This is a genomic window from Streptomyces sp. NPDC006458 (assembly GCF_040612135.1).
Lineage (GTDB): Bacteria > Actinomycetota > Actinomycetes > Streptomycetales > Streptomycetaceae > Streptomyces.
Window position 1 is genome coordinate 274,484 of record NZ_JBEXPR010000001.1, and the last position, 26,377, is coordinate 300,860.

The window sequence follows — 26,377 nt, forward strand, 5'->3', positions numbered from 1 at the left end:
GTGGACAAGAAGAACGCCCTGCGCGCCGGCGCCCTGGCTGCCGGTACGACGCTGATGATGCTGCTCATGTCGTCCCCCGCCCTCGCGCTGACCCGCGACGACGGCGACGACCCCGGCACGGGCCTGAGCGTCATCGAGACGCTGGGCCTGTTCGTGCTCGCCCCGCTCGCCCTGTTCGCCGTCACCATCGGTCTGGTGATGGTCCTCGACCGGTCCTCGTACCGGGTCACCAAGCCCAAGGCCAAGGCTCGCGCCTGACCGGCCCGCACCCAGCTCTTCCCCGAGGGCGCCGCTCCCGTCGTACACGGCAGGGACCGGCGTTCTCGGTGTTCGCCGGCCCCGCTCAGGGATGCGCCGCGGTCAGGGGGTCGAGGTAGAAGTGCTCCAGCCAGTGGGCGTCGTCCGCCGGGCGCAGGGCGACGCAGCCCGCCAAGGTGCCGGCCACCTCGATCACCCAGGTGTGCGCGGGCTCGAACGCGTCGCGCAGGCGCTGCCGGACGCGGTGATCGTCGTAGCGTCCGAGTCGTTCGAGGTCCGGCCGCATGGCCGCGGCCCGCAGCTCCGCCACCGGCTCGACGTCCTCCGCCGTGGCCTGCCGCATCTCCCAGTCCGCCATGCGGTCCCCTCTCCCCGGTCGCCCGGCTTCGCCTAGCGGCCCGGCTCGGACGTGCCCGCGAGCAGCCTGCGCAGCAGGTCGGCCAGTTGGGCGGACTGCTCCTCGGTGAGCTCGGACAGGCCCTCGGTCTGGACGTCGAGACCGGCGCCGACCGCCTCGTCGATGAGGGCGAGACCCTCGTCGGAGAGGGTGACCTGGAGGCCGCGGCGGTCGTGCGGATCGGGGGAGCGGCGCAGCAGGCCCGCGCGTTCCAGCTTGTCCAGCCGGCCGGTCATGCCGCCGGTGGTGAGCATGAGAGTGGAGGACAGCTGGCGCGGCGAGAGGGTGTAGGGCTCGCCGGAGCGGCGCAGGGTCGCGAGGACGTCGAACTCGCCGCGTGAGATCCCGAACCGGGCGTACGCCTTCTCCATCCGGTCGCCCATCGCGCGCGCGAGCCGGTAGATCCGGCCGAAGACCTCCATCGGCGTGGTGTCGAGGTCGGGCCGTACGGCCGCCCACTGACCGATGATCGCGTCGACCGCGTCCTGACGATCCTGACGTTCCGGGCGGTCCTGACGCTCCTGGGGGTCCTCGCGGTCCTGGGGCTCGGGGTTCGGGTTCATGGCAGGAGTATCCGCTTCCGTTCGGTCGGCTGCAAGAAAGTGGCTTGACGGAAAGTTGCTTAGCGCTAAGCTACTTTCTATCAAGTCACTTCCTGGCGAGTCATCTCGCCGGAGCACCAGGGGACCGAGATGCGTCAGAAGGACCCCCGACCTCACGAAAGGCCCGGCCATGAAACGGTCCGCGACCGTCCTGCTCACCGCGCTCGCCCCGGTCTCCTGGGGCACCACCTACGCCGTCACCACCGAGTTCCTCCCGGCCGACCGCCCCCTGTTCACCGGCCTGCTGCGGGCCCTGCCCGCCGGGCTGCTCCTGCTGGCCCTCGCGCGGGTCCTGCCGCGCGGCGCCTGGTGGTGGAAGGCGGCGGTGCTGGGCGCGCTGAACATCGGGGCGTTCTTCCCGCTGCTGTTCCTGTCGGCGTACCGGCTGCCCGGCGGCATGGCGGCGGTGGTCGGCTCGGCGGGCCCGCTGTTCGTGGTCGGCCTGTCGGCGCTGCTGCTCGGGCAGCGGGCCACGCCGCGCTCGGCCCTCGCCGGGGTCGCCGCGGCGCTGGGCGTCAGCCTGGTCGTGCTGAAGGCGGCCGGGGCGCTGGACCTCGTCGGGGTGCTGGCGGCCGTCGCCTCCACCGCGTCGATGTCCACCGGCACGGTCCTGACCAAGAAGTGGGGCCGCCCCGAGGGCGTCGGCCCGCTCGCCCTGACCGGCTGGCAGCTCACCGCGGGCGGCCTGCTGATCGCCCCGCTCGCCCTGCTGGTCGAGGGCGCCCCGCCCGCGCTGGACGCCCCGGCGATCGGCGGCTACCTCTACCTCGCGCTCGGCAACACGGCGGTGTCGTACTGGCTGTGGTTCCGCGGCATCGGCCAACTCACCGCCACCCAGGTCACCTTCCTCGGCCCGCTCTCCCCGCTGACCGCGGCCGTCATCGGCTGGGCCGCGCTCGGCCAGGCACTGAGCCCGGTCCAACTGGCGGGCATGGCCCTGGCGTTCGGCGCGACGGTCGCCGGGCAGCTGGGCGGTGAGCGGACGAGGGCAGACGTTTCGACGGACGTGACCGGTCCGGCATCGCGACCCCGCACGCCACGTGACGGCGGCGGTACGCCGAGGCGCACGCGCGGCACCCGCACAGCCCCGCGTCCTGGCCGCGCTGCGCACGACGGTGTCACTGAGCGGCGGCGAACAAGCCGGCTCCATGGTCAGTCAGGGGCGAACTCGTAGCGCAGTTCGTAGAGATGTCCCGCCTTGACCATGACGGTGGCTTCGACGGGCCGCCGGTCGTCGGTGTACACGACGCGCAGGGTGCGGAGCACGGGAAGGTCGCTGGGCAGGTTCAAGGCCTGGTACTGCTCCTGGGTGGGGACTCTGGCCGAGACCCGGTCCACGCTCAGGCGCGGCGGGAAGCCGAGTTCGGCCAGGAGGGCCGGGGTGCCACCCCTGATCTTGCGCCGGTCCGCGATGGCGGTTCCCCGGGCGAGAGCGAACGGGTAGTAGGACTTGACGACTTCGACCGGTTCGCCGTCGATGGAGAGGACCTGGTGCCGTAGTACGGCCGTCTCGCCGTCGCTGAGGCCCAGCGCCGCGCACACGTCGGCAGGTGGCCGGACCTCCGCCACCTCCAGAAGCGTGCTGTGCGCCAGGTTCCCGTGTTTCGAGGCCTCGCTCAGCCAGCGATACGGCTGTCCCGCGTCGGCCGGAGCCATGAACGCGGCAGGTCGCACGGTCTGCTGCCGGTGCTCGCGTACGGTGACCCCCGCACCGGCGCGGCCGACGACGAGCCGCTCGTCCTTGAGGATCTGGAGTGCCTTCTGGATGGTGGCGTTGGAGGCGTCGAACCGTGCCTTGAGCTGAGCGGTGGAGGGCAGACGGGCGCCCGGTGCCAGGTCGCCGCTCATGATCTCGTCCCGGAGGTCGGCGGCGATGCGCTCGTGGAGCGACCGCCGGTCCGAGGTGTCTGTGTCGGTGACGGGCATGCTCATCCGATCTGGATCTCGTAACGCAGACGCTGCCGATGAGCCGGCAGGACGATCATGTCGACCTGAAGGGGCCGGTCGTCACCGTCCAGCGTGAGCCGGCTCAGCCGGAGGGCTGGTTCGTCCCGGTCCAGGCGCAAGGTCTCGCGCTCTGCGGGGCCGGGCATGCGTGCGGTGACGTCTTCCTGTACGCGTACACCGACATACCCGAGTTCGGCGAGGTAGGTGACGGCCCCGCCCGGGATCCTGCCCTTCTCGGCGAGACGGGTGCCGCGGGCGATGTCCACGGGGTAGTACGTGTCCGTCAGCTCAGACGGCACACCGTCGAGTTGGATGACCCGTCGGCGGACCACGACCGGTTCTCCCGCTGGGATGCCGAGCAGTTCCGCCACCTCGGCCGGAGCGGGCGCCTCACCGGCGAAGACGATCAGCTGACCGCCCTGGCCGCCCTTCGCGGCGGCCTCGGCTCCCCAGGCGTCGGTCTGCCCCTTCACCCGGGGCGTCAGATACGGCAACGAGCTGCTGACCCACCCGCTCTCACTCACGGTGGCCTCCTGCCTGACGAGTGTTCCGGACCTTGCCGCTTTACACATTAAGCGAATCGCACAGGATGCCCCCAAAAGGGAGGGTGACCTCTCTACCTTTCGCGAACAGTGGTAAGGTTTTCCCGATCGTACTCCACAAGAACAAGGCGGTGGTTCACCATGCCTTTGTCGCGGCAACGACGCTTCCCCCGGGCCCGCAGCTCCGTGAGCGCCGCACGCGCCTTCGCTCTCGAAACCCTCGTGGCATGGGGTTGCGCCGATCGACTGGACGAAGTGCGGCTCTGCGTCTCGGAGCTCGCAACCAACGCGGTGCTTCACGGTGTCCCACCGGGGCGTGAGTTCTCCCTGGCGTTCGTTGCCGATGGGCCGCTGATCCGCGTCGAAGTGCGTGACAGTGGCGACGGCTCCGCGGAAGTGGTCCAGGCGAAGGTGGATGACATCCGAGGTCGGGGACTGCTCCTCGTGTCGGCCCTCGCTGATGACTTCGGAGTCACGGTGCACGCTCCCGGCAAGACGGTCTGGGCGGTCTTCAGGACCGCCTCGGCGCAGGCCGGGGTGTAACGCCGCGGCCGTCAGCGGGGTCGGCGCCTGCTTCGCCACCACGTCCGTGCCCACAGCACGTGGACGCCGCCCAGGGCGAGGGCCACCGCCGCGGCGTCCAGGCGTTGTGCCGTCGAGGCGTCGGGCCGCACGAGCGCGTCGGCCGCGCGGGCGAGCAGGGTGATGTCCGCGGGCAGCGTCACGGTGGCGAGGAAGGCCAGGCACAGGGCGGTGCCGACGACGAGGACGACGGCGTAGACGCGGACCGCGCGGCGCTCGTGCGCCGGGAGACCGAGGCTGGGGTCCGCGCCCGTGCGGCCCAGCAGACGCCGGGCGGCGTGGCGGGCGTAGGCCCTGCCGTCGCCGTGCAGGTCGCGGCAGCGCAGCAGGTCCTGGAGGACGAAATAGACGTCCGTGCGCAGGAAGACCATCAGCTGGAAGGGGAGGGGCAGCAGCGCGAGGACGGTCAGGGCGGCCAGCAGGCGGTGCGGGGTGCCGTGCAGCGCGCCCGCGGCGAGGGCGGCCGCCGCGGCGACGGCGAGGTTGGTGGCGATGCCCGCCAGGTACGCCGTCAGACGGTGGCGGCGCGGGGCCAGTTCGATGCCGCTGATGTCGGTCTGCATCACCAGGAACTGCAGCCGGGTGCCCAGCCGTATCCGGGCGGGTACGCCGGTCGCCCGCGCGGTGACCAGATGGGCGCACTCGTGGAGCAGCAGCAGCGCCCAGCCCGCGGCCGCCCCGAACGCGACGACGGCGCTGCCGTGGCCGCTCCACAGCAGGGTGCGGTAGCCGAGGGCGACGTCGGGCCGGGCCAGCAGGGCGGCGGCGACCAGGAGCCCGACGAGCACGGGCAGGACCGGGCTGAGCGTGAAGCGCACATGGCGGGGCCGCAGCCGGGCCAGCGTCGGCCTCGGCGGGTCGGGCTCGGGCACCGGGCGTCCGTCCACCTCGGCCACGAAGCCGAGTTCGACGAGCGCGTCGACGAAGTCCGCGACGTCGAGGTCCTGTCCGGTCTCCGCCAGCAGCCGCCGTGCCGCCTCGTCGCTGCCCAGTCCCTCGCCGAGCAGTTCCAGGGCGCGCTTGCCGACGGCGGGCAGGGCGACGAAGCGGCCGGTGGCCATGCGCCCCACGATCCACTCCGACCCGTCGGCCCGCGCGGCCAGTTCATGCAGCCGGACCCGGCTCACGCGGGCACCTCACTCCCCGTTCCTCACACCCCGCCGCAGGCCGGACAGTCCGGGCGGCGGGGAAAGCGCTGGACGAGCGGGTCGCCGGGAAGCATCAGGTTGAGGCCGAAGCGGACACCCGGGTCGAGCGCGGGGACACCGGTGAGCAGGGCCAGCGCGGCATGGGCGAGCAGGGCGCCGGACAGACCCGCGGTGACCGCGGTGGCCGGGTTCCAGGGCATCCGCGGCGAGGCCACCTCCTCGTCTTGGCCCGGCGCCAGCCTCAGGTCACGGCGGGCCGCCTCGCCCTCGCGCAGACACTCCCAGCAGGCGCCCCGCCCGGGGGCGTACACCCCGGCCGTCACCAGCGGGCCGCGATAGCCGGCGTCCACCCAGGGCAGGCCCAGGGCGAGACAGCCCCGGTTGGCCCAGCGGCGCAGGTCGGCGGGGCGGTCGGCGGCCAGCACCAACAGGTCGGGACGCACCCGGCCGAGCAGCGCGCGCAGCCCGTCCGGCCCGCGCACCTCGGTGCGCTCGCCCGTCACCGTCACATCCGAGTTCAGCGCCCGCAGGGTGGACAGTGCCGCGTCCACCTTGGGCCGGCCGATGTCCGCCTCGCGGAACAGCGGCTGCCGGTTGAGGTTGGACAGCTCCACCACGTCCGGGTCGACGCAGTGCACATGCCCCACGCCGGAGGCGACCAGACACTGCGCCGCGTGCCCGCCGGTGCCGCCCACGCCGAGCAGCAGCACCCTGGCCCGGCTCAGCGCCAGTTGAGCCTCCCAGGCGCTGGCCCGCGGCCCCAGGTCCATCCAGCGCAGCAGCGGCACACCCCGGCTGTAGCGCTCGCGCTCCCGGTCGGACACCGGCACCGGAGCGGCCGCGTCCTCCACGAACCCGGCGTCCCGCAGGTCCGCCATCGCCTGGAGCACGTCGTCCCCGCTCACCCCGGGATGCCCGGCCACCACTTCGGCGACCACCCCGGAGGGGTCCCGGGAGCCGTCCATCGCCTCCATCAGCCGCCAGATCCAGCCGTGCGGATCGGCGATCTCCGCCCCGATGCCGTACACGACACCGCCGATCCGGACATGGCCTTCGACGGTGCGGTAGGGCCGGTGCTCGGGCTTGACGCGGGGCCGTCGTAAGGACGCCGTCTCGGATGTCACGCGGTCACCACCCCCGTGGTCGTATGGTGCAGGAATAGCGTGAACGCCTGCCCTTGACACTGTTGTTCACCCGCGTGACTCTTGGCAAGAAGCCCGTGTAGGGGCTTTTTTTCAGCCAAGTCCGTTGTGTCGTAGGCGCGTTGATGGAGGGGAGCCTCACATGGCCGAGAAGATCGTCATCCGCCCGCTGGACAAGAAGGAGACCACGGGGGACAGCAACTCCCAGGGTGCCTGAGCGGAGCCCCGGCGTGCGGACCTCGTCGTATCCCACCGTCGTCGACCTGGAGCGGCAGGCCCGCGCACTGGCCGCCGCGGTACCCGAAGCGATCAGCCTGCGGGCGGCCGGAGCGAGCCGCGCCGGCCGCCCGCTGTGGCTGCTGACCGCCGGTCGCGGTGACCGGCATGTCCTCACCGTCGCGGGCGCGCACGCCAACGAGCCCGTGGGCGGCGCCTCCGCGCTTCGCCTTGCCACGGTGTTAGCGCGCCGGCCCCAGCTGCTTCAACAGCTCGGCTGCGCCTGGCACTTCCTGCTCTGCCTCGACCCCGACGGCGCCCGGCTGAACGAGGGCTGGCAGCCCGAGGAGCCCGCGCCGTCCCTGGAGGAGTGCCATCTGCGGCTGTACCGGCCCGCGTTCGCCCGCCAGCCGGAGTCCCTGCCCGCCCTCGGCGAGACCCGCCCGCCCCTGCCCGAGTCGGCGACGCTGGTGCGGCTGCTCGACGAGCTGCGCCCGGCCGCCCAGTTCACCCTGCACGGCATCGAGTTCGGCGGCGCCTTCGCGATGATGACGCGCCGGGTGCCCGGCGCCGGACGGGCCTTCCGCCGCAGCGCCGCCCTGCTGGACGTGCCGCTCGATGACCACCCCTGCGACGGCCCCGACTGGCGGCCGGACCGGCCGGGCCTGCTGCTGCTGCCCGCCGGCCGGGCGGGCAGCGAGCGCGACCCGAGCGGCTTCGTCGCCGAGAGCACCTGGCTGTACCCGCGCCGCTACGGCACCCTCACCACGCTGATCGAGGCGCCCGCCTGGGGCGTCGCCGCCGTCGCCGACCCGCGGCCGGCCGCCGACCCCGAGCGGGCCGTGGCCCGGGTGGGCGAGGTCCTGCTGTCCCGCAACGACGAGCTGGCCGCCGTACTGGACGGGCGCGCCGACACCCCCGACGTGCCCGAGGAGCTGGCCCCGCTGCGGGACGCCGCCCTCGAACTGGTCGACGTGGCGCCCTCGGTCGCCGCGACCTGGGCCGCGGAGGAACGCTCCGGGTCCCGGGGCCACTACGCCACGCTCGGCATCGCCGCCCGCCGCATCCCGCTGCGCGCGGCGGCCATGATGCGCCGCGCCCTGGCCCGCACCGACCCGTGCACCGCCGACGCCCTCGGCGACCTGGTCCGCGAGTGGTGCCGGGAACTGGAGAAGACCTACAGCCCCCGCTGGGTGCCGGTCTCCGCCCAGACCGGCCTGCACGTGCGCACGATGCTCGACATCGCCCGACGGGTGTGTGCCGAGGGCGTGTGACGGGCGGGCCGGTGTGTGCCGTGGGCGTGTGACGGGCCGACGGGTGTGTGCCGTGGGCGTGTGACGGGCCGGCGGGTGTGTGCCGTGGGCGTGTGACGGGCGGGCCGGTGTGTGCCGAGGACGCGTGAGGGTCGCGCGGGTGTGCCTCCGAGAGTGCCCCGGCAGACGTGAGGGGCGGGCGACCGATACGGTCACCCGCCCCTCGGAGGCGTCCTGCCTGCGTCAGCCGGCCGCGTCCGCGGCCTGCGCCTTCAGCGCCCGCTCGACGCCCGAACGGGACTCCGAGACCAGACGCCGCAGCGCCGCGCTCGGGTCGGCGGCGGCCAGCCAGGCGTCCGTACGGTCCAGGGTGTCCTGGGAGACCTGGAGCGACGGGTAGAGGCCGACCGCGATCTGCTGGGCCATCTCGTGCGAGCGGGACTCCCACACGCCCTTCACCGAGTCGAAGAACCGCTCGGCGTAGGCCGCGAGCAGCTCGCGCTGGTCGGTCTGCACGAAGCCGGCGATGACGGCCTCCTGCACGGCGTTGGGCAGCTTGTCGGACTCCACGACCGACGCCCAGGCCTCCGTCTTGGCCTCCGCGGTCGGGCGCGCGGCCCGCGCGGTCGCGGCGTGCCGCTCACCGGCGGCCGTCCTGTCGCGCGCGTACTCGCCCGCGATCTCCGTCTCGTCGAACCGGCCGACCGCCGCCAGCCGCTGGACGAACGCCCAGCGCAGCTCGGTGTCCACGACCAGGCCCTCGACCGACTGCGAGCCGTCCAGCAGGCCCTCCAGCAGGTCCAGCTGCTCCGGCGTGCGGGCCGTCGCCGCGAAGGCCCGCGCCCATGCCAGCTGGTGGTCGCCGCCCGCCTCGGCCGCGCGCAGGTGGGCGAGCGTGGCGTCCGTCCACCGGGTCAGCAGAGCCTCGCGGGCGGCCGGGTCGGCGTACAGGTCGATGGCCAGCTTCACCTGGCGGTGCAGCGACTGCACCACACCGATGTCGGACTCCTTGCCGATGCCGGACAGCACCAGCGACAGGTAGTCCCGGGTGGCCAGCTCGGCGTCCCGGGTCATGTCCCACGCGGACGCCCAGCACAGGGCCCGCGGCAGGGACGCCTCGAAGTCGCCGAGGTGCTCGGTGACGAAGGCCAGCGACTCCTCGTCCAGCCGGACCTTGGCGTAGGACAGGTCGTCGTCGTTGAGCAGCACCACGGCCGGGCGGCGGCGGCCCACCAGCGCCTCGACGTGCGTCAGCTCGCCGTCCACGTCCAGCTCGACGCGCTCGGTGCGCACCAGCCTGCCCGACTCGTTCAGGTCGTACAGGCCGACCGCGACGCGGTGCGGGCGCAGCACCGGCTCGCCCTTGGCTCCGGCCGGGAGCGCCGGGGCCTGCTGGCGGATGCCGAACGAGGTGACGACCCCGTCGGCGTCGGTGGTGATCTCCGGGCGCAGGACGTTGATCCCCGCCGTCTCCAGCCACTTCTTCGACCAGGTCTTCAGATCACGGCCGGAGGTCTCCTCCAGCGCGCTCAGCAGGTCGCTCAGGCGGGTGTTGCCGAACGCGTGCCGCTTGAAGTACGCCTGGACCCCGGTGAAGAACTCGTCCATGCCGACGTAGGCGACGAGCTGCTTGAGGACCGAGGCGCCCTTGGCGTAGGTGATGCCGTCGAAGTTGACCAGGACGTCGTCCAGGTCACCGATCTCGGCCATGATCGGGTGCGTGGAGGGCAGCTGGTCCTGCCGGTACGCCCAGGTCTTCATCGAGTTGGCGAACGTGGTCCACGAGTGCGGCCACCTCGACTCGGGGTGGTACGCCTGGCAGGCGATGGAGGTGTAGGTGGCGAACGACTCGTTCAGCCACAGGTCGTTCCACCACTCCATGGTGACCAGGTCGCCGAACCACATGTGGGCCAGCTCGTGCAGGATGGTCTCCGCGCGCAGCTCGTACGACGCGTCGGTCACCTTGGAGCGGAACACGTACTGGTCGCGGATGGTCACCGCGCCCGCGTTCTCCATCGCGCCCGCGTTGAACTCCGGCACGAACAGCTGGTCGTACTTCGCGAACGGGTAGTCGTAGTCGAACTTCTCCTGGAACCACTCGAAGCCCTGCCGGGTCACCGCGAAGATGGCGTCCGAGTCCAGGTACTCGGCCAGCGACGGCCGGCAGTAGATGCCGAGCGGCACCGACTGGCCGTCCTTCTCGTACACGCTGTGCACGGAGTGGTACGGGCCCACGATCAGGGCCGTGATGTACGTCGAGATGCGCGGGGTCGGCTCGAAGACCCAGACGTTGTCCTTGGGCTCCGGGGTCGCGGAGTTGGACACGACCGTCCAGCCCTCCGGCGCCTTCACGGTGAACTGGAAGGTCGCCTTGAGGTCGGGCTGCTCGAACGACGCGAACACCCGACGGGCGTCCGGCACCTCGAACTGGGTGTAGAGGTAGGCCTGGTCGTCGACCGGGTCGACGAACCGGTGCAGGCCCTCACCGGTGTTGGTGTACGCGCAGTCCGCGACCACGCGCAGGATGTTGCGGCCCTCAAGGAGGCCGGGCAGCGCGATCCGGGAGTCGGCGAAGACCTCGGCCGCGTCGAGCGCGTCGCCGTTCAGGGTCACCTCGTGGACGGCCGGCGCCACCAGGTCGATGAAGGACTCGGCCCCGCTCCGGGCCACGTCGAAGCGCACCGTGGTCACGGACCGGTAGGTGCCGCCCTCCTGCGCGCCGGAGAGGTCGAGATCGATCTCGTACGAGTCAACGGTGAGCAGCTCCGCCCGCTGCTGCGCCTCTTCGCGAGTCAGGTTTGTGCCAGGCACGCGGTCATCTCCTCGGTCCGCCTCGTATGTGTCGGTCCGGCCATCCTTCCATGCGCATGAGTCGATGCGGGCTGGCCCGGGCCCGCCTCGGGCGAGGCGAGGGGAAACCCTCTGCCGGGTGGGGCACGCCGTCGGCGGCGTACGGGCGGGCGGAGCACGATGTCCGGATCCCGCCGGTGCGCGGGTCACCACGGGGTGACGCTGGGGACATGACGACCTACATCGCACGACCCGTCGAGGCACCGGTCCTGAAGGAGCTGCGCTCCGCCGACGACTCGGGGCGCAGGCCGGTTCCCGTGACGGACGGGGAGGGCGGCGCACCGCTGCGCTGCTGTCTGCGCAAGAGCGGTCCGGGGGAGCGGATCGCGCTGGTCACCTACGCCCCGCTGCGGCGCTGGGCGGCGGCGACGGGCGTGGATCCGGGCGCTTACGACGAGCAGGGCCCGGTCTTCGTCCACGCCGAGGAGTGCCCGGGTCCGCGGGGCGGCGGCCTGCCCTTCACGGGCGCCCACCGGGTGCTGCGGCGCTACTCCGTCGACGGCCGCATCCTGGGCGGAACGCTGGTGGAGACCGGTTTCGAGGAGGCCCTGAGGGAAGCGTTCGACGACCCGGCCGTGGCACTGGTCCACGTCCGGGCCGTCGAGTACGGCTGCTTTCTCTATGAGGTGCGCAGGCCCGGGGGCCCGCGCTGACAGCCCCTAGCGGGCGGCCTTCAGCTCCGCGGCCACCAGCTCCGCGATCTGGACCGCGTTCAGCGCGGCGCCCTTGCGGAGGTTGTCGTTGGAGATGAACAGGGCGATACCGTGCTCGACCGTCTCGTCCCGGCGGACGCGGCCGACGTACGACGGGTCCTTGCCGGCGGCCTGCAGCGGGGTCGGGATGTCGGTGAGGACCACGCCGGGGGCGCCGGCGAGCAGCTCGGTGGCGCGCTCGGGGCTGATCGGGCGGGCGAAGCGGGCGTTGACCTGGAGCGAGTGGCCGGAGAAGACCGGGACGCGCACACAGGTGCCGGAGACCTTCAGGCCGGGGATCTCCAGGATCTTGCGGGACTCGTTGCGGAGCTTCTGCTCCTCGTCCGTCTCGTTCAGGCCGTCGTCCACGATCGAGCCCGCCAGGGGCAGGACGTTGAAGGCGATGGGCCGCTTGTAGACGTTCGGCTCGGGGAAGTCCAGCGCCTCGCCGTCGTGGGTGAGCTTGTCGGCGTCGGCGATCACCTTCTGCGCCTGGCCGTGCAGCTCGGCGACGCCCGCGACACCGGAGCCGGAGACCGCCTGGTAGGTGGCGACGACCAGCGCTTCGAGGCCGGCCTCGTCGTGCAGCGGGCGGAGGACCGGCATCGCGGCCATCGTGGTGCAGTTCGGGTTGGCGATGATGCCCTTGGGGCGGTCCGCGACGGCGTGCGGGTTGACCTCGGAGACCACCAGGGGCACCTCGGGGTCCTTGCGCCAGGCCGAGGAGTTGTCGATCACGACGGCACCCTGCGAGGCGACCTTCTCGGCCAGCGCCTTCGAGGTCGCGCCGCCCGCCGAGAACAGCACGATGTCCAGGCCGGTGTAGTCGGCCGTGGCCGCGTCCTCCACCGTCACGCCGTCCAGGACCGTCCCCGCCGAGCGGGCCGAGGCGAACAGACGCAGCTCGTCGAGGGGGAAGTCGCGCTCGGTGAGAATCCTGCGCATGACCGTGCCGACCTGGCCGGTGGCTCCGACGATTCCTACCTTCACGGGGACTCCTCTGCGTGACGTGCCTGTGTGTGCCCAGACGGCCGGGACCCTTCCATCATGCGGGGGACCCGGGCGTATGTGTCCAATCCTTTGCCCAAGGGATGGACCGCCACTCCTGTCACGGGCGCAGCCCGAGCACCCATTCGCCATGCGAGCGGACCTGGAGGAACGCGCGCCGGACGCGGTACGGGCCGGAAGATCCGGTGACTTTGCGGAGGGGAAACAGGTTTTCGTCCAGTTCGTAGATCTGTGTCTCGCCGCCCGTCGAGGCGACCGACAGTTCCGTCTCGGGTCCGGTGTGACGTACGACTCCGTACCAGCCGCCCTCGGTGCGCGCGCCGAGCACGGGGGCCGTGTCGAGGGGGACCGGCTCCAGCCGCCAGGTCGTGTGCTCGCCCGCGGTGACGGTCACGAAGCAGGTCCCGCCCGAGTCCACCCACACCGGCCCCACGACGGGCCGGCCCCGGCCGACCGTGTCGGCGATCGAGGCCCGCTTGCCGAGGGGGTGGTTCGCGGCGTCCGCGGCCAGCGGCTGGATCTTTCCGCGGGTGGACGTCCGCTGGAGCGTCATCAGCGTGGGCGGCCCGGGGTAGCGCAGCACGGTGGAGCCCTGGCCCTCCGTGGGGCCTGTGAGCAGCGGCGCCTCCTCCTCGGGCAGCAGGGTCAGGCTCCACTCGCCCCCGTGTTCCACCCGCAGGGTCTGCTCGGCCTTCCCCTTGGGGAACACCATGCGCACGCCCCGCACGCCGTAGTGCACGCCGTTGAGCCACTCGTCCTCGTCACCGTAGGCGTCGATGTTGATCACCGCGAGCATCAGGCGCTTCACCTCGCCCTCGAAGGCGTACCGCACCAGCGCCGGCCGGCCCGGCCGCGGGTTGACCAGGGTGACGGTCTGCGTGCCCCGGCCCGCGTAGACGCCGGTCCTGCGGCCCGTCTCCGCGTCGTGGAAGGGCCGCGGGCCTGTCCACCCGGCGTGGCGGGGCGCGGGGGCGGCGGCTTTCGGTTCCGGCTCCGGTGTGCGGGCGGGCAGCGGGTCGAGGGTGAGGTCCCACTCGTTGACGCCGTGCTCCACGACGAGCAGGAGCGGGCCCTCGGGAATCCGTACGGTCTTCTTGACCCGGCCTTGGCCGGAGTGGAGATACCGGTCCTTCTTGAGGGGGTCGCTCTCATCGGCCTTGTGGTAGTTCAGGCTGAACCAGTGCTTCTCGCGGTCCCTGACCCGGATCTTCACCTCGGCCTCGGTGTCGCCCGCGTATGCGAAGACCTCGGGGCCGCGCCCCTGTACCGTCCCGGGGCCTATTCCGCGGGCCGTCGACAGGGGACGCACGGTGAGCGTCCACTCCCCGTTGCTGCGCACGATCAGCCGCACCGGGCCGCCCTTGCGGGGCGGCACGAACAGTGTGCTGCCGCGCCGGTCGGGCAGATCGTGGCTGAGGACGTAGTCGGACCGCCCGGGCATCTGGACGTAGATCGACTGGTGTCGGCCCTCCGCCACCTGCGCCTCGACGATCACGGGCGCGCACTCCGGCGGGAACGGGATGTCCACCGTGACCGTGACCTTCTCGACGCCGGTGTCCGATCCGGCGCCGGAGACGACGTACGGCTCGAAGTCGAAGAAGCCGGGGCCGTGGAACGGGGACTCCCCCGGGGCGGCGGGCTGCGCGGGGGCCGATTCCGGGGCCTGTGCGGCGGGCCGCGCCGCCTCGGACCGGGCTTTCGAGAGCCCGCCCGCGGCCGGCTCCGCCGCGGCGGGCAGCCCGGCCGGTCCCACGGGTGCCCCCGGCGGGGCCGAGCCGACCTTCGCCACGCCCGTCAGCGGCACCGGGCCCGAGGACGCCGCCGCCGCGGGGGCCACCCCGAAGTCCGTCGCCAGACCCGCCAGCCCCGACTCGTAGCCCTGCCCCACCGCGCGGAACTTCCACTCCCCGTCGCGCCGGTAGAACTCGCCGAGGACGAAGGCCGTCTCGGTGGAGGCGTCGGTCACCTCGTAGTGGGTGACGATCGTGCCGTGGGCCGTGATCGCCTGGACGTACAGTCCGGGCACCTGCCCGAAGGTCCCGCCGTCGCAGGAGCCGGCGATCACCACGCGCCGGACGTCCGGTTCGACGGACGGCAGGTCCAGCTCCAGCCATTCGGCGAACTGTCCGCCGCCCTCACCCACACCCCCGTCCCGCACCGCGCCCGACGGGTGCGCGGGCTGGTTGTGGAAGACGAGGTCGGCGTCCCCGCGCACCCGGCCCGCGGCGTCCAGCAGCAGCGCGGAGGCGTCCACGGCCGGAGTGCCCGCGACGGCGGCACGGCCGACCGCGACCCGCAAGGGAGCTGCGGGGACAGGGGTGTTGGCTCCTTTGGTGATGTGACTCATGGGGCCCATGCTAAGTGGAGACAGTGTGAAGAAAAGATCGACGAGGAGATTCCGGAAACCGGGTCGAACGTTTCCGCTCCCTCCCGCGTCGTAGGAGAAACGCGGCGAGGAGAGGGGTGGCTGTGCTGCGCAGAAAGGCCCGCCGCGGCCAGGGGGCGGACCACGCTGTGGACGACCCGCTGGACGCGGCCCAGGAGCGCCGGGTGCGGGCGGTGCTCGCGCTCGGCGGGGTGCCGCAGGCGGACCTGCTGGACGGGGTGCAGCAGGTCCGCCTGCGGCTGCTGGAGCGGGCCGCAAGCGGCCGCGAGGCGCCGCGGGACGTGTCCGCCTGGGCGGCCGTGGTCGCCTCCAACCTCGCCATGGACTGGCACCGGTCCAAGCGCCGCCAGGAGCGCCTCGGGGAGCGGCTGGCCTCCCTGCGGCAGAGCGAGCACTCCTCCGGCGAGGACACCAGCCTGCTCTCCCTCGCCGTCGCCCAGGGCCTGGACGAACTGCCCGACGCCCAGCGGCAGGTGCTCGTGCTGCGCTTCTACGCCGATCTGCCCGTGCGCGGCATAGCCCAGGAGCTCGGCATCCCCGAGGGCACGGTCAAGAGCAGGCTGCACACCGCGGTCCGGGCCCTGCGCGCCCGGCTGCACGAGGACGAGGTGGTGTGACGTGACCGTCGAACACGACAGCTTCGACGGAGGCGAGGGCTTCGAAGGCGACGGCCCCGACCCGCTGATGGCCGTGGTCACCGGCGAACCCCTGCCGGACGAGGCCCGCGCGGACGCCGCCTTCATGGCCGCCCACCGGTCCGCCGAGGCCGATGTCGCGCTGCTGCGCGAGCAGTTGGGCCTCCTCGGCAGGGCCCTCGGCGAACCCCCGGAGCGGCCGGTCCCCGAGCCGGTGGCCGTTCGCGCGCCCGTGCGCCGGCGCCGCCCCTTCGTCCTCGCGGTGCGTGCCGTGGGGGTGGCCTGCGCGGTCGGGGTGTTCTCCCTGATGGGCTGGGCCGCGGTGCGGTCGGGGGGCGGCGCCGACGCCTCGTCCGACGCCGGGAACAAGGCGGCGGCCTCCGACGAGAAGTCGGGCCCCGGGGCACAGTCGGACATGAGCGCCCCCGGCTACCTGGCCTGCGCCCGGCTCGTCGCCGAGGGAGACGTCACCGCCGTCGACCCCGTCCCCGGCGCCGCGCAGGACCGTGTCACCCTGCGCGTCACCCGTCACATCAAGCCCGACAAGGGCCGGGCCGTGGTCACCTTCGTGATGGACCGCGACGCCGACCCCCGGCTGCGCGAGGGCGACCACGCGCTGGTCTCGATCCCGAGCGGCTCGGCCTCCCCGGACGTCTGGAGCGTGGGCGACGGGGACGTGGCCCGCAGCCGCGCCTGGATCGACGAGGCGCTTCCGCGGTCGCGCGCCATGGCCTGCGAATAGCGGAAGGGGCGGGTGCCCTCACGGACACCCGCCCCTCACAGACCGTCAGACCGTCATGCCGTTACGGCGTGACCTTCTCGATCTTCACATTGCCCACGCCCGCGACCGTGCCGCGCGCGTTGACCAGGGAGACCTTGCCGAAGAACTCGCGGCCCTCGGGGGCCGGAGCGGCGGCGTTGACGCTGCCGGTGAAGGTCGCCGAGGCGCCCGTGCCGAGCCGGACCGGGTCGGAACCGTCCACCGAGATCGAACCCAGCGCGGCGGAGAAGAACACGTCCAGGTAGTCGTAGGCGGTGGAGCCGGCCGGTACGGCGTAGCCGTCGACCTCGATGCGGTAGGTGCCCGCCACAGGGTTCTTGACGGAGACGGCTTCCTCCGAGTCGCCGTCGGCGGAGCTGGCGACCCGGGTGCCGGCCGCGTTGTAGACGGCCAGGTCCAGGTCGGCGGCGGCGTCGGAGACATTGCCGATGGCGACGTCCAGCGAGGCGGCGCCTGCGGGCACGTCGACCGTGGTGACGTGCAGCTCACCCTCCGCGATGGTCGGCCGCGTGGCCTTGGAGGAGCCCAGCGGACCGCCGACCAGCCTGCCGTCGAGGGCGGCGAGGTTGTTCGTCACCTTCCAGGAGGCGGGGGCGGGCGAGCCGACCTTGGCCTCGGGCAGGGTCACGGTCTCCGGGTCGAAGGCCGCGTCGAGGACGGCGACGTCCAGCTTGAACGGGTTGTCCAGCAGCGGCGACGTACGCCGGGACTCGACCTCGATCTCCCAGACGCCCGGCTGCGGGTCGGCGTAGGAGCGGACGTCGGGCTTGCAGCCGTTGCCGTCCAGGTAGTTGTTGTAGCAGTACGGGGTGCCGGTCGTGTCGGACGGGACGCCGTAGGGGTGGATGGCGATGAAGCGGGTCTGGCTCTTGTCGGCCAGGCCGCCGATCGCGACCTCCAGGGACTTGGCGCCCTCGGGCACGGTCACGAAGTAGGACTTGTGCGCGTTGCGCTGGACCGTGGACGACGCCGAGTAGGTGAAGTCCAGCGGGGCCGAGACCACGACCGTGGAGAGGACCTGCTTGTCGATGCCCTCGGTGCGCGGGTCGTCGACCTCCAGGATCGCGCTCTTGAGACCGGCGGAGCCCGGGGCGGCCTGGACCTTGACGGTGACCGGCTGGTTCAGCGGCAGGCCGACCTCGTCGGAGCCCACGATCTTGAAGGTGCGGTCCGCGTTGTTCTCGAACCACAGCTCGTGGCGGATCGTGCGGTCGGCACCGGTCGTACGGGTGATCGTGATCTCGTACGTCTTCTTCTGGCCGGTCTTCAGGCCGCCCTCACGGTCGTACAGGCCCGTGCCGAAGCCCGGGGTCTTCAGGAACTGGTCGATCGCGGTGTCGACCGGCGCCTTGACCGTGTACTCGTGGGCGGTGGCACCGTCCAGGATCGCGTCCCAGGCGTCCGGGATGTTGATCAGACCCGCGCCCTCGGCGTACGCCTGCACACCGGGGATGTGGTCGGCGGTCGAGGTCAGCGCGGTGCGCAGGGTGGCCGGGGTGAGCTCGATGCCCTTGCGCTTGGCCGCGGACAGCAGCAGCGCGGAGGCGCCGGCGGCCTGCGGGGAGGCCATCGAGGTGCCCTGGAGCATGGAGTAGCCGGCCGGGAGCTGGTAGCCCGCCTCGGTCACCGGGCCGCCGGGCAGCCAGGTCTGGGTGGTGTTGATCGAGGCACCCGGGGCGACCAGGGTCGGCGTGAAGCCGCCGTCCTCACGCGGGCCGCGCGAGGAGAAGGGCAGCATCGCGTACTTGGTCTCCACGGCCGAGCCGTAGTTGGCGGCCCAGGTCTCCTTGGAGATGGACGCGCCGACCGAGATGACCTTGTTGGCCAGGCCGGGGTCGCCGATGGTGTTGGCGCCGGGGCCGGAGTTGCCCGCGGAGATCACCAGCTGGACGCCGTAGGTGTCGATCAGGCGGGTGTAGAGCTCGGCGCGCGCGTTGTTGCCGTCGTTCAGCGCGGGCAGACCGCCGATGGACATGTTGACGATGTCGACGCCACGGTTGACGACGAGGTCGATCATGCCCTCGGTGAGCGCGACGTTGGTGCAGCCGCCGCTCCAGGTGCAGGCACGCGAGGAGACGATCTTCGCGCCGGGGGCCGCGCCGTTCATCCGGCCGCCGAACAGGCCGTTGGCGGAGGTGATGCCGGCGACGTGGGTGCCGTGCTCGGACTCGATGACGCCGATGTTGACGTAGTCGGCCTTGGCGCCGGCCGCGTTGTAGACGACGTCCTTGCGGATCTCGACGACGAACGGCTGGCGCTCGGCGACGTCGGTGGCCGGGTTGTCGGTACCGAACCAGCCGATCTGGAAGCCGTCCTTGTACGGCTTCAGCGCCTCGTCGTCGGTGAAGTCGTGGTTGTTGTTCAGGTCCACCCGGACGGTGCCGGCGGCCGCGTCGTAGAGCACGCCCCAGACGTCCGTGGTGTCGCCGTCGCGGTTGGCGTCGCCCGCGGCGTCACCGCCCGCGGTGAAGGACTCGCGGAACAGGTTGAACTGGTAGCCGCCCGCGGGGGCCGTCCAGCTGGCGCCCGCGATGGTGAAGGCGGGGCCGCTGACCGGGTTGTTCATCCGGCGCCAGGTGCCGTCGCCGTCGGCCACCGGGTCGGTCGCGGTGACCCAGTCGACGATCTTGCGCTCACCGGTGGTGGTCTTCTGCAGGGCCGGGTGGCCGAGGTCGACGCCCGAGTCCAGGATGCCGATGGTGACCCCGCGGCCGTCGGCCTTCGGGTGGTCCTCGACGAAGTCGACCGCGCCCGTCTCGAAGGACGGGTTGTACGGGTTCTCGGCCGGGGTGTTCCTCCCCGGGGCCGGGTAGCTGCCCGCCGTGGCGGCGGGGGCGCCCTTGGCCTTGTCGGCGGCCGGCGTCGGGTCGTCCAGCGCGATCTCCTGGCGCAGGTCGATGCCGTGCACGGAGGAGAGCTTGGCGGCGGCGGAGATCGCCGCGTCCGCCTTGGCGGTCGGGACGGTGGCCCGGACGTAGCCGAGCTTGTCGTAGGTACGGCCGACCAGACCGCCCTCGACGGAGTCCAGCTGGCCGGCCACCTGCTCGGTCTGGCCGGGCGCGGTGGCGACCATCAGCGTGACGGTCTTGTCGCCCTCGGCCTTGGCCTCGGCCAGCAGGTCGGCGTCGTCCGAACCGAGCTTGGCCTGGGCGGACTTGACACCGGAGTCGGCGGCGAGCGGGCTCGAGTCGTCGGCGAGCGCGAGGGGGATCGGCGCGCACAGAGCGGCCACCAGACCCGCGGCCACGGCTATGCGAGCCGTGCGTCTGGTGGCCGATATCGACTCGCGCTGGGGGGTGTTGGTCATCGGCATCCCTTGCACGTAAAGGACTGAGGGGTCCGGAATGCGGTCCCGGACGGTCGCAGCCTTACGCAAGGGACAGGTCTTTGGGGAGAGTTGGCCGAACCGAAATGGATGTATGGGGAAAACCCGCTATGCGGTGTGCGGGGATTGGTCCCTTTAGGTCTCTTTGCGCTCAGACGTCCTTGCCGCGCGCGTAGTGCCGGGAGGCCTTCGCGCGGTTGCCGCACACGGCCATGCGGCACCAGCGCCGCGTGCCGTTGCGCGAGGTGTCGAAGAAGTGCAGGACGCAGGCGTCGTGCGCGCAGGACCTGATGCGGTCCGGGGCGGTGGCCAGCAGGCGCAGGTAGTCGCGGGCGGCGAGCCAGGCCGGACCCCAGGCCGGGTCGGTGAACTCGGGTCGCTCGCCGGGCCCGTCGGCGCCGAGGGTCGGCCGGATCCTGCCGTGCGCGAGGACGGCGTCCACCGCGTCGGCCCCCTGGTCCAGCGAGCCGTCGATCGCGGTCGCGAGCGCGTCCCGCGCCCGCAGGGTGTGCCGCAGGGTCGCCGCGTCCGCGGTGAAGCGGTCCTGGAGCCCGTTCGTCGTGAGCCACACCGTGAGCCCGTCGGTGTCGGTCAGCAGGTCCTGGAGGGCGCCGTCCCGCATCCACCGCGTGTTCAGCAGGTCGAGGGCGAGCGGCTCGCCGGTCAGGGGGCGGGGGTCTGCGGACATTTCGTAGGGCTCCCTTCGAGCTAACCGCTCAAGAGTACGTGACCGGTTGACACTTTTTGATTCTAACCATTAACGTGACACTCACAGGTTAGAGATAGTCAGCTGAAGGGGAACAGCCATGACCGCGACGACCCTGCGCACCGGCCACATCGGCCTGAGCGTCACCGACCTCGACCACTCGCTCGCCTTCTACCGGGACGTCCTCGGCTTCACGGTGACCGGCGAGGGCAAGGAGGGCGAGAGCCGCTTCGCCTTCCTCGGCGACGGGGAGCGGCTCCTGCTCACGCTCTGGCAGCAGGCGGGCCAGGCCTTCGACGCCACCCGCGCCGGGCTGCACCACCTGGCCTTCGAGGCCGACTCCATCGAGCAGGTCCGGGAGTACGAGGCGGCCCTGAAGGCCTACGGCGCCGACTTCGCCTACGAGGGCGTCGTCGCCCATCGCGAGGGCTCCGCGTCGGGCGGCATCTTCTTCCACGACCCGGACGGCACCCGGCTGGAGATCTTCGTGCCGACCGGCGCCGAAGGGGCCCCAGCGCCATGGGGGCGCTCCCGGTCGAGCGAAGCCAAGTCCGGGGGACAGTCGGCGCCTACCTGCGGGTTCTTCTAGCCATGACCGTCTACCACGCGGGTTCGCGCGCGCTTCAGGACCGACTCGGCGTGCGCGAGGCCGCCGACCACGTCGGCCGGTCCATCGGCCCCGGCATCAAGCCGGTGGCCGCGGCCTTCCTGGAGCTCCAGCCGCTGCTGATCGCCGGTGCCGCGGACCCGGCGACCGGCGCGGTCTGGGCCTCCCCGCTGACCGGTGCGCCCGGCTTCGTCCGGGCCACCGGCCCGCACTCCGTCTCCGTCGCGGACGGGCCCGCGCCCGCCGACCCGCTCGCCACGGCCCTCACCACACCCGGCACCGCCGTCGGCACCATCGCCCTCGACCCGCGCACGCGCCGCCGGATGCGCCTGGGCGGCCGCGTCACGGCCTCGGAGCGCGGCCTGGCGATCGAGGCCGACAAGGTCTTCTCCAACTGTCCGAAGTACCTCCAGAAGCGGGAGACGTACGAGGTCGTGCCCGGCCGCACCCCGGGCGCCGACCGGCACGGCAGCGCGCTGACCGGGGCGCAGCGGGCGTTCGTCGCGGCGGCCGACACCTTCTTCCTGGCCACCGTGCACGAGGGCGGCGCCGACGTCAGCCACCGCGGCGGCAACCCCGGCTTCGTCGAGGTCGTCTCCCCGCACGAACTGGCCTGGCCCGACTACCCGGGCAACTCCATGTTCCTCACCCTCGGCAACCTCGCCGCCGACCCCCGCGCCGGCCTGCTCCTGCTGGACTGGACCGACGGCACCGCGCTGCGGCTCACCGGCGAGGCCCGCACCGAGATCGCCGAGGACGGCGGCCGCACGGTCCGCTTCACCGTCGAGGAGGTGATCGAGACACCCGCGGCCGTCCCGCTGCGCTGGTCCGCACCGCGGTACTCACCCGCCAATCCCGACCCGGCGCGTTAACGTCCCTGGATGCGACGAAGGTTGAGGGTGGCGGCCTACGCCGTCTGCGTCCGCGACGGACAGCTCCTGCTCGCCCGCTCGCCCGGCCCGGACGGCGTCCCCGAGTGGGTGCTGCCGGGCGGCGGCGCGGAACACGGCGAGGACCCCTACGACACGGTCCGGCGCGAGGTCACCGAGGAGACCGGCTACCGCATCGAGGTCACCGGCCTGCTCGGGGTGCACTCCCACCGCTTTGCCCGGCCGCGCCGCCGACTGCGCCGCGCGGTCGACCACCACGGCGTACGCCTCGTGTACGAGGGGCGGGTCGCGGGCGGCGAGCTGACGTTCGAGACCGGCGGCTCCACCGACCTGGCCGCCTGGCACGACCTCGACACCGTCCCCGGCCTCACCCGTATCCCGCTCGTCGACATAGCACTGCGCCTGTGGCGCGAACGCCCGGCCGCGGGACGAATCCGCCAGGCCCCGACCCCGGACAACTAGGCCGCGCCCCCGGACCGCCAGGTCCCGGAGCGGGACGGCCGTGGGGCGGGGTCCGCCGGGGCTTGGTACGGGATCGCCGAGGGACGGGTCCGCCGGGTCCCGGAACCGGAAGGCGGTAGGGCGGGTCGGCTGGGTCCCGGTGCGGGATCGCCGTGGAGCGGGTCCGCCGGGCCCCGGCACCGGACCGCCGCGAGACGGGTCCGCCGGTCCCCGGCCCCGGACAGCTACGCCCCGGAGCGAGACGGCCGTGGAGCGGGTCCGCTGGGACCTGGTGCGGGATCGCCGTGGCGGTCCGGTGAGTCGCGGAGCGGGACGGCTGCGGGAGAGGTCTGCCGGGCCCCGGAACGGGACCGCCGCGGGACGGGTCCGCCGGTCCCCGGCCCCGGACAGCTACGCCCCGGAGCGGGACGGCCGTGGAGCGGGTCCGCTGGGGCGCGGTACGGGATGGCCGCGGGGCGGGTCCGTCAAGTCCCGGAACCGGGCCGCCGTGAGACGGAGCGTCCGGGGCCCGGGGCCGGATCCGTGTCCCATGAAATGAACTCCGCGTGACCGGCTGCGGGCCGCCGGACGAGCGGCTCCGGTCGCCCGGACCGGTCCGTGGTCCCCGTACGCAGATCGGCGCTGCGCGTTGCCGCCGCGTTCATACGCAGGCCATTCCCGATGCCAACGATCCGAAGCGAGCGGGAGGTCCGCCCGGCGGGCCGCCCCGTACCCCTGCCGACGCGTTCGCACCCCGGGAGATCGCGCCATGCCGCGCCCACGCTCTGTCGCCGCTTCCGCCGTCTCCGCCGTGACGGTCGACCGCCGTACGATCCTCGCCGCCACCGGTGCGGTGTCCGTCTCCGCGGGCATCGGCTACGCCCTGCGGCCCCTCGACAGCCAGGCCGCGCCGGCCGTCCCCGCCCAGCGGGAGGCGCCCGTGGCCGCCTCCTCGCGGCACGCGCCCGCGGCCCCCCTCGCCCCCTACACGCGCGGCACCACCGACGCCACGGTCGCCGCGCCCCGCACCGCGGCCGGCTACCGGCGCCTGGGCGACGGCCCCGGCTGGAGCCGCGTGGTCCGCGACGAACTGGCCGCGCCGCGGTCCGGCCGAGCCGGCCGCCGCACCCCGCTGGCCGCGTTCGTGCAGCTCACCGACCTGCACCTGACCGACGTACAGCACCCGCTGCGGCTGGAGTTCCTGCGCTCCGCCGACATCCGCGCCTGGCGCCCGCACGAGGCGCTCACCGTGCACGGCGCGGTGTCCCTGGTGGAGCGGGTCAACGCCCTGCGCGGCGGCCCCGTCACCGGCACCCCGCTGCACTTCGCCATGACGACCGGCGACAACACCGACAACAACTCCCGGAGCGAGCTGGACTGGTACCTGACGGTGATGAGCGGCGGCCGCGTCACCCCCGACTCCGGCGACCCGCGCCACTACGAGGGCGTCCAGAACAGTGGCCTGAGGCAGTACTGGCAGCCCGACTCCGCCGTGCGCGACACCGACAAACAGCTCGGCTTCCCGCACCTGGACGGCTTCCTCGCCGCGGCCCGGCGCCAGGTCCACAGCCCCGGCCTCAACCTGCCCTGGTACTCCACCGTCGGCAACCACGACTCCCTGCCGCTCGGCTGCTACGGGCACGGCGACTCCTCCCTCACCGAGTTCGCCGTCGGCGGCAGAAAGCTGATGGAGCTGCCCGCCGCCGATGCCAGGAAGGTCCAGGACGCCATCCGCTCCGCCCGCGACCCGCGCGGCACCGCCCTCCGCGACCTCCTCCAGGCCCACGCCCGTGACCTGCGCCCCGTCACCCCCGACGAGCGCCGCGCCCCCTACACCCCGGCCGAGTACCTCAGGGCCCACCTGGACCCGGCCCACACCGGCCCCGGCCCGGTCGGGCACGGCTACTCCTCGGCCAACCTGGACACGGGCACCCAGTACTACAGCTTCCGCATCGCCGACGACGTCATCGGCATCAGCCTCGACACCACCGACCCCGGCGGCCACTACGAGGGCTCCATCGGCACGGCCCAACTGCGCTGGCTGGAGAGCACCCTGAAGGAGAACAGCGACTCCTACGCGATCGTCTTCAGCCACCACACCAGCGCGTCCATGGACAACCCCCTGCCGGACCCGTCCCGCCCGCACGAGCGCCGCCACAGCGGGGCCGAGCTCCTCGCTCTGCTCGGCCGGCACCGCACCGTGCTGGCCTGGGTCAACGGCCACATCCACCGCAACGAGATCCTCGCCCACCCCGCCCCCGACGGCGGCTCCTTCTGGGAGATCTCCACCGCCTCCCACGTCGACTTCCCGCAGCTCGCCCGGGTCGTCGAACTGGTCGACAACAAGGACGGCACCCTGTCCCTCTTCACCACCCTGGTGGAGTCCGCGGCCCCCCACCGCACCGACTTCGCCGACCTCTCCCAGACCGGCCTCGCCGCCCTCTACCGGGAGATCTCCTTCAACGCCCCCGGCGGCCGCACCGACCTCGCGGGCGCCGCCCGCGACCGCAACACCGAGCTGGTCATCCAGAAGGGCTGAAACCCCTGTGGCCGCCACGTCCGTGGCCACGGCGGAGGCATCCACGGCTCGGCCGCCGAGCACGCACGAGGAGGGGCCGCCCGGTGCGACCCGACGGCCCCTCCTCTCCCCTCCTGATGCCCGCCCGGCTCGCTACCGGGGCAGCACCACGACATACGCGGCCGGTTCGCGGTCGCCGGAGGCCATCAGGGCCGTGCGGACCACCGTGGCCTGCTGTTCGAGGCTGTCACGCAGCTTCCTCGGCGTGACGTGGACGACCGTGATGCCCAGCCGCTCCAGATGCTCCCGCTTGCGGGCGTACTCCGACCACATGGCGTCCTCGTCCTGCCGCAGGCCCTGGCGGGCGGCGCGCGCGTCGAGCTCCACCGCGACCGCCTGCTCGGGCCAGTAGGCGTCGACCCCGCCGAGGTGGGGGCCGCCGGGCAGCCGCAGGTCGACGTTCCACACCGGGTCGGGCAGCCCGTGTTCACGCACCATGCGGTACAGCCGGTCCTCGGCGATGGCCCTGCCCTCCGCCACCAGGGAGTCCACCGCGTCCACCACGTGCGGGCGGGCCAGCAGCCGGGCCTGGTTCAGCTCGCGCACCACCGAGGCGGCCTCGCAGTGCCCGCCGCGCACGGCCTCCATCAGCAGCCGCCGTACCGTGGCAGCGTCCGACAGCTGGGCCACCGCGTCGGCCAGCGCCCGGGGCACGGGCGCGACCGGCAGACCGGTGACCTGGCAGGGGTCGGGCAGGGCCGGTGTGCGCACGACGCGGGCGCAGCCCGTCGACCGCAGCCGCCGAAGTCGCGGTACCAGGACGTCGATCCGCTCCAGCTGCGGCAGCGGCGGCGCGCCCGCGAACCCGTGCAGGTTCAGTGCCGCCAGGCCCGTGATCATCACCTGCGGGTACCCCGCCCGCTCCTGTGCCCCCGGCTGGGCCGGCACCCCGGCCGCCCTGGTCTCCCGGTCGGCGTACATCAGCACCGCGTGCAGCCGCTCCTCGCTGGTGGGGGGCCCGGGGTGGAGCAGGAACACCCCCGGAAGGATCTGCTGCCAGGGCCCGCCGGCCCGGCACTGCTCGGTCAGGTAGGCGGCCGAGACCCCGTGCGCACGCAGCTGGGCGGTGCTCAGCACACCGCGGTGCACCTCGGACAGATGACGCAGGGGGCGGGGGGAGAGCGGGGTGTTGTGGTTCATGCCGTGAAGACTCCCGCCCCCGGAGCGCCCCTGAACCGCTGTTACAAGCTCGTCGACAAAGCGGGACAACCCTGCACTAAAGGACGGGTGTTCGGATGCCGACAATGCGCGGAAAACCCCTGGTCCCGACATCGGGGACCAGGGGTTACGGTCATGCGTGCCCGGATTCGGTAACGCTCACCGTCTGCCGAATCCATGGCCAAGGGTCAGTCCGCGGAGCCCCGCGCCCGCGAACAGTCCGCGGAGCCCCG

The 26,377-nt window shown here is 72.9% G+C and carries 22 protein-coding genes and 1 pseudogene; 11 read left to right on the forward strand and 12 right to left on the reverse strand.

Features of this window, described 5'->3' with window-relative positions; translation table 11 throughout:
* Entirely contained in the window at positions 1-258 is a 258-nt protein-coding gene (locus ABZZ79_RS01455; RefSeq protein WP_356685228.1) for a hypothetical protein, read from the forward strand.
* Positions 259-364: 106 nt separating this feature from the next.
* Here ABZZ79_RS01455 and ABZZ79_RS01460 read toward each other — a convergent pair.
* Positions 365-616: pseudogene (locus tag ABZZ79_RS01460) on the reverse strand (GNAT family N-acetyltransferase); the annotation flags it as partial.
* Between the two features lie 32 nt (positions 617-648).
* Positions 649-1,218 carry a MarR family transcriptional regulator gene (locus ABZZ79_RS01465; RefSeq protein WP_356685230.1) on the reverse strand — a complete coding sequence of 190 codons (570 nt, stop codon included), beginning with the start codon at positions 1,216-1,218 and terminating at the stop codon, positions 649-651.
* 169 nt (positions 1,219-1,387) lie between these two features.
* On the opposite strand from ABZZ79_RS01465, the gene ABZZ79_RS01470 reads away from it, so the two are divergent.
* Positions 1,388-2,431, forward strand: coding sequence for an EamA family transporter (locus tag ABZZ79_RS01470; RefSeq protein WP_356685232.1), 1,044 nt, complete (start codon positions 1,388-1,390; stop codon positions 2,429-2,431).
* Here the strand turns inward: ABZZ79_RS01470 and ABZZ79_RS01475 are convergent.
* On the reverse strand, positions 2,410-3,189 hold the full coding sequence (locus tag ABZZ79_RS01475; protein WP_356685234.1) for a GntR family transcriptional regulator: 780 nt from the start codon (positions 3,187-3,189) through the stop codon (positions 2,410-2,412). The two genes, ABZZ79_RS01470 and ABZZ79_RS01475, sit on opposite strands and share 22 nt — an antisense overlap.
* Positions 3,186-3,728: a UTRA domain-containing protein gene (locus tag ABZZ79_RS01480; RefSeq protein ID WP_356685236.1), complete on the reverse strand. Its 543-nt coding sequence runs from the start codon at positions 3,726-3,728 to the stop codon at positions 3,186-3,188. The genes ABZZ79_RS01475 and ABZZ79_RS01480 overlap by 4 nt, the downstream gene beginning before the upstream one ends.
* A gap of 159 nt (positions 3,729-3,887) precedes the next feature.
* Here ABZZ79_RS01480 and ABZZ79_RS01485 point away from each other — a divergent pair, with 159 nt between their 5' ends.
* Positions 3,888-4,289: an ATP-binding protein gene (locus ABZZ79_RS01485; RefSeq protein WP_356685237.1), complete on the forward strand. Its 402-nt coding sequence runs from the start codon at positions 3,888-3,890 to the stop codon at positions 4,287-4,289.
* Between the two features lie 11 nt (positions 4,290-4,300).
* Here the strand turns inward: ABZZ79_RS01485 and ABZZ79_RS01490 are convergent, their stop codons facing one another.
* On the reverse strand, positions 4,301-5,455 hold the full coding sequence (locus ABZZ79_RS01490; RefSeq protein ID WP_356685239.1) for a hypothetical protein: 1,155 nt from the start codon (positions 5,453-5,455) through the stop codon (positions 4,301-4,303).
* A 23-nt stretch (positions 5,456-5,478) separates the two neighbouring features.
* On the reverse strand, positions 5,479-6,600 hold the full coding sequence (locus ABZZ79_RS01495) for a ThiF family adenylyltransferase (RefSeq protein WP_356685241.1): 1,122 nt from the start codon (positions 6,598-6,600) through the stop codon (positions 5,479-5,481).
* A gap of 248 nt (positions 6,601-6,848) precedes the next feature.
* Between ABZZ79_RS01495 and ABZZ79_RS01500 the strand changes: the two genes are divergently transcribed.
* The gene (locus ABZZ79_RS01500; RefSeq protein ID WP_356685243.1) at positions 6,849-8,108 is read left to right on the forward strand and encodes a M14 family zinc carboxypeptidase; all 1,260 of its coding nucleotides are present in this window, start codon (positions 6,849-6,851) and stop codon (positions 8,106-8,108) included.
* A gap of 222 nt (positions 8,109-8,330) precedes the next feature.
* Here the strand turns inward: ABZZ79_RS01500 and pepN are convergent, their stop codons facing one another.
* The gene (gene pepN, locus ABZZ79_RS01505; RefSeq protein ID WP_356685245.1) at positions 8,331-10,898 is read right to left on the reverse strand and encodes an aminopeptidase N; all 2,568 of its coding nucleotides are present in this window, start codon (positions 10,896-10,898) and stop codon (positions 8,331-8,333) included.
* A 209-nt stretch (positions 10,899-11,107) separates the two neighbouring features.
* Here pepN and ABZZ79_RS01510 point away from each other — a divergent pair, with 209 nt between their 5' ends.
* Positions 11,108-11,590: a DUF1203 domain-containing protein gene (locus ABZZ79_RS01510; RefSeq protein WP_356685247.1), complete on the forward strand. Its 483-nt coding sequence runs from the start codon at positions 11,108-11,110 to the stop codon at positions 11,588-11,590.
* Positions 11,591-11,596: 6 nt separating this feature from the next.
* On the opposite strand, the gene ABZZ79_RS01515 is transcribed toward ABZZ79_RS01510, so the two are convergent.
* Both ABZZ79_RS01515 and ABZZ79_RS01520 read right to left on the reverse strand, forming a co-directional pair.
* Positions 11,597-12,619, reverse strand: a complete 1,023-nt coding sequence (locus ABZZ79_RS01515) for an aspartate-semialdehyde dehydrogenase (protein ID WP_356685249.1) — start codon at positions 12,617-12,619, stop codon at positions 11,597-11,599.
* A 118-nt stretch (positions 12,620-12,737) separates the two neighbouring features.
* Entirely contained in the window at positions 12,738-14,984 is a 2,247-nt protein-coding gene (locus tag ABZZ79_RS01520) for a TerD family protein (RefSeq protein WP_356685251.1), read from the reverse strand.
* 122 nt (positions 14,985-15,106) lie between these two features.
* Between ABZZ79_RS01520 and ABZZ79_RS01525 the strand changes: the two genes are divergently transcribed.
* On the forward strand, positions 15,107-15,640 hold the full coding sequence (locus ABZZ79_RS01525) for a sigma-70 family RNA polymerase sigma factor (protein WP_356685253.1): 534 nt from the start codon (positions 15,107-15,109) through the stop codon (positions 15,638-15,640).
* 1 nt (position 15,641) lies between these two features.
* The gene (locus tag ABZZ79_RS01530; RefSeq protein WP_356685255.1) at positions 15,642-16,400 is read left to right on the forward strand and encodes a hypothetical protein; all 759 of its coding nucleotides are present in this window, start codon (positions 15,642-15,644) and stop codon (positions 16,398-16,400) included.
* A gap of 61 nt (positions 16,401-16,461) precedes the next feature.
* Here ABZZ79_RS01530 and ABZZ79_RS01535 read toward each other — a convergent pair whose 3' ends face one another.
* Together ABZZ79_RS01535 and ABZZ79_RS01540 are read right to left on the reverse strand one after the other, a co-directional pair.
* Positions 16,462-19,746 carry a S8 family serine peptidase gene (locus ABZZ79_RS01535; RefSeq protein ID WP_356685257.1) on the reverse strand — a complete coding sequence of 1,095 codons (3,285 nt, stop codon included), beginning with the start codon at positions 19,744-19,746 and terminating at the stop codon, positions 16,462-16,464.
* Positions 19,747-19,915: 169 nt separating this feature from the next.
* The gene (locus ABZZ79_RS01540; RefSeq protein WP_356685259.1) at positions 19,916-20,452 is read right to left on the reverse strand and encodes a CGNR zinc finger domain-containing protein; all 537 of its coding nucleotides are present in this window, start codon (positions 20,450-20,452) and stop codon (positions 19,916-19,918) included.
* 118 nt (positions 20,453-20,570) lie between these two features.
* On the opposite strand from ABZZ79_RS01540, the gene ABZZ79_RS01545 reads away from it, so the two are divergent.
* The 4 genes from ABZZ79_RS01545 to ABZZ79_RS01560 all read left to right on the forward strand — a co-directional run bounded on the left by ABZZ79_RS01545 (position 20,571) and on the right by ABZZ79_RS01560 (position 24,947).
* On the forward strand, positions 20,571-21,059 hold the full coding sequence (locus ABZZ79_RS01545; protein WP_356685261.1) for a VOC family protein: 489 nt from the start codon (positions 20,571-20,573) through the stop codon (positions 21,057-21,059).
* Between the two features lie 2 nt (positions 21,060-21,061).
* Positions 21,062-21,949 (forward strand): pyridoxamine 5'-phosphate oxidase family protein, encoded by an 888-nt coding sequence (locus ABZZ79_RS01550; RefSeq protein ID WP_356685263.1) that lies wholly within the window; start codon positions 21,062-21,064, stop codon positions 21,947-21,949.
* Between the two features lie 9 nt (positions 21,950-21,958).
* Positions 21,959-22,429 (forward strand): NUDIX hydrolase, encoded by a 471-nt coding sequence (locus ABZZ79_RS01555; RefSeq protein WP_356685265.1) that lies wholly within the window; start codon positions 21,959-21,961, stop codon positions 22,427-22,429.
* A 748-nt stretch (positions 22,430-23,177) separates the two neighbouring features.
* Entirely contained in the window at positions 23,178-24,947 is a 1,770-nt protein-coding gene (locus ABZZ79_RS01560; RefSeq protein ID WP_356685267.1) for a TIGR03767 family metallophosphoesterase, read from the forward strand.
* Positions 24,948-25,079: 132 nt separating this feature from the next.
* Here ABZZ79_RS01560 and ABZZ79_RS01565 read toward each other — a convergent pair whose 3' ends face one another.
* Complete coding sequence (locus ABZZ79_RS01565; RefSeq protein ID WP_356685268.1) at positions 25,080-26,126, reverse strand: hypothetical protein; 1,047 nt, start codon at positions 26,124-26,126, stop codon at positions 25,080-25,082.
* Between the last annotated feature and the right edge of the window lie 251 nt (positions 26,127-26,377).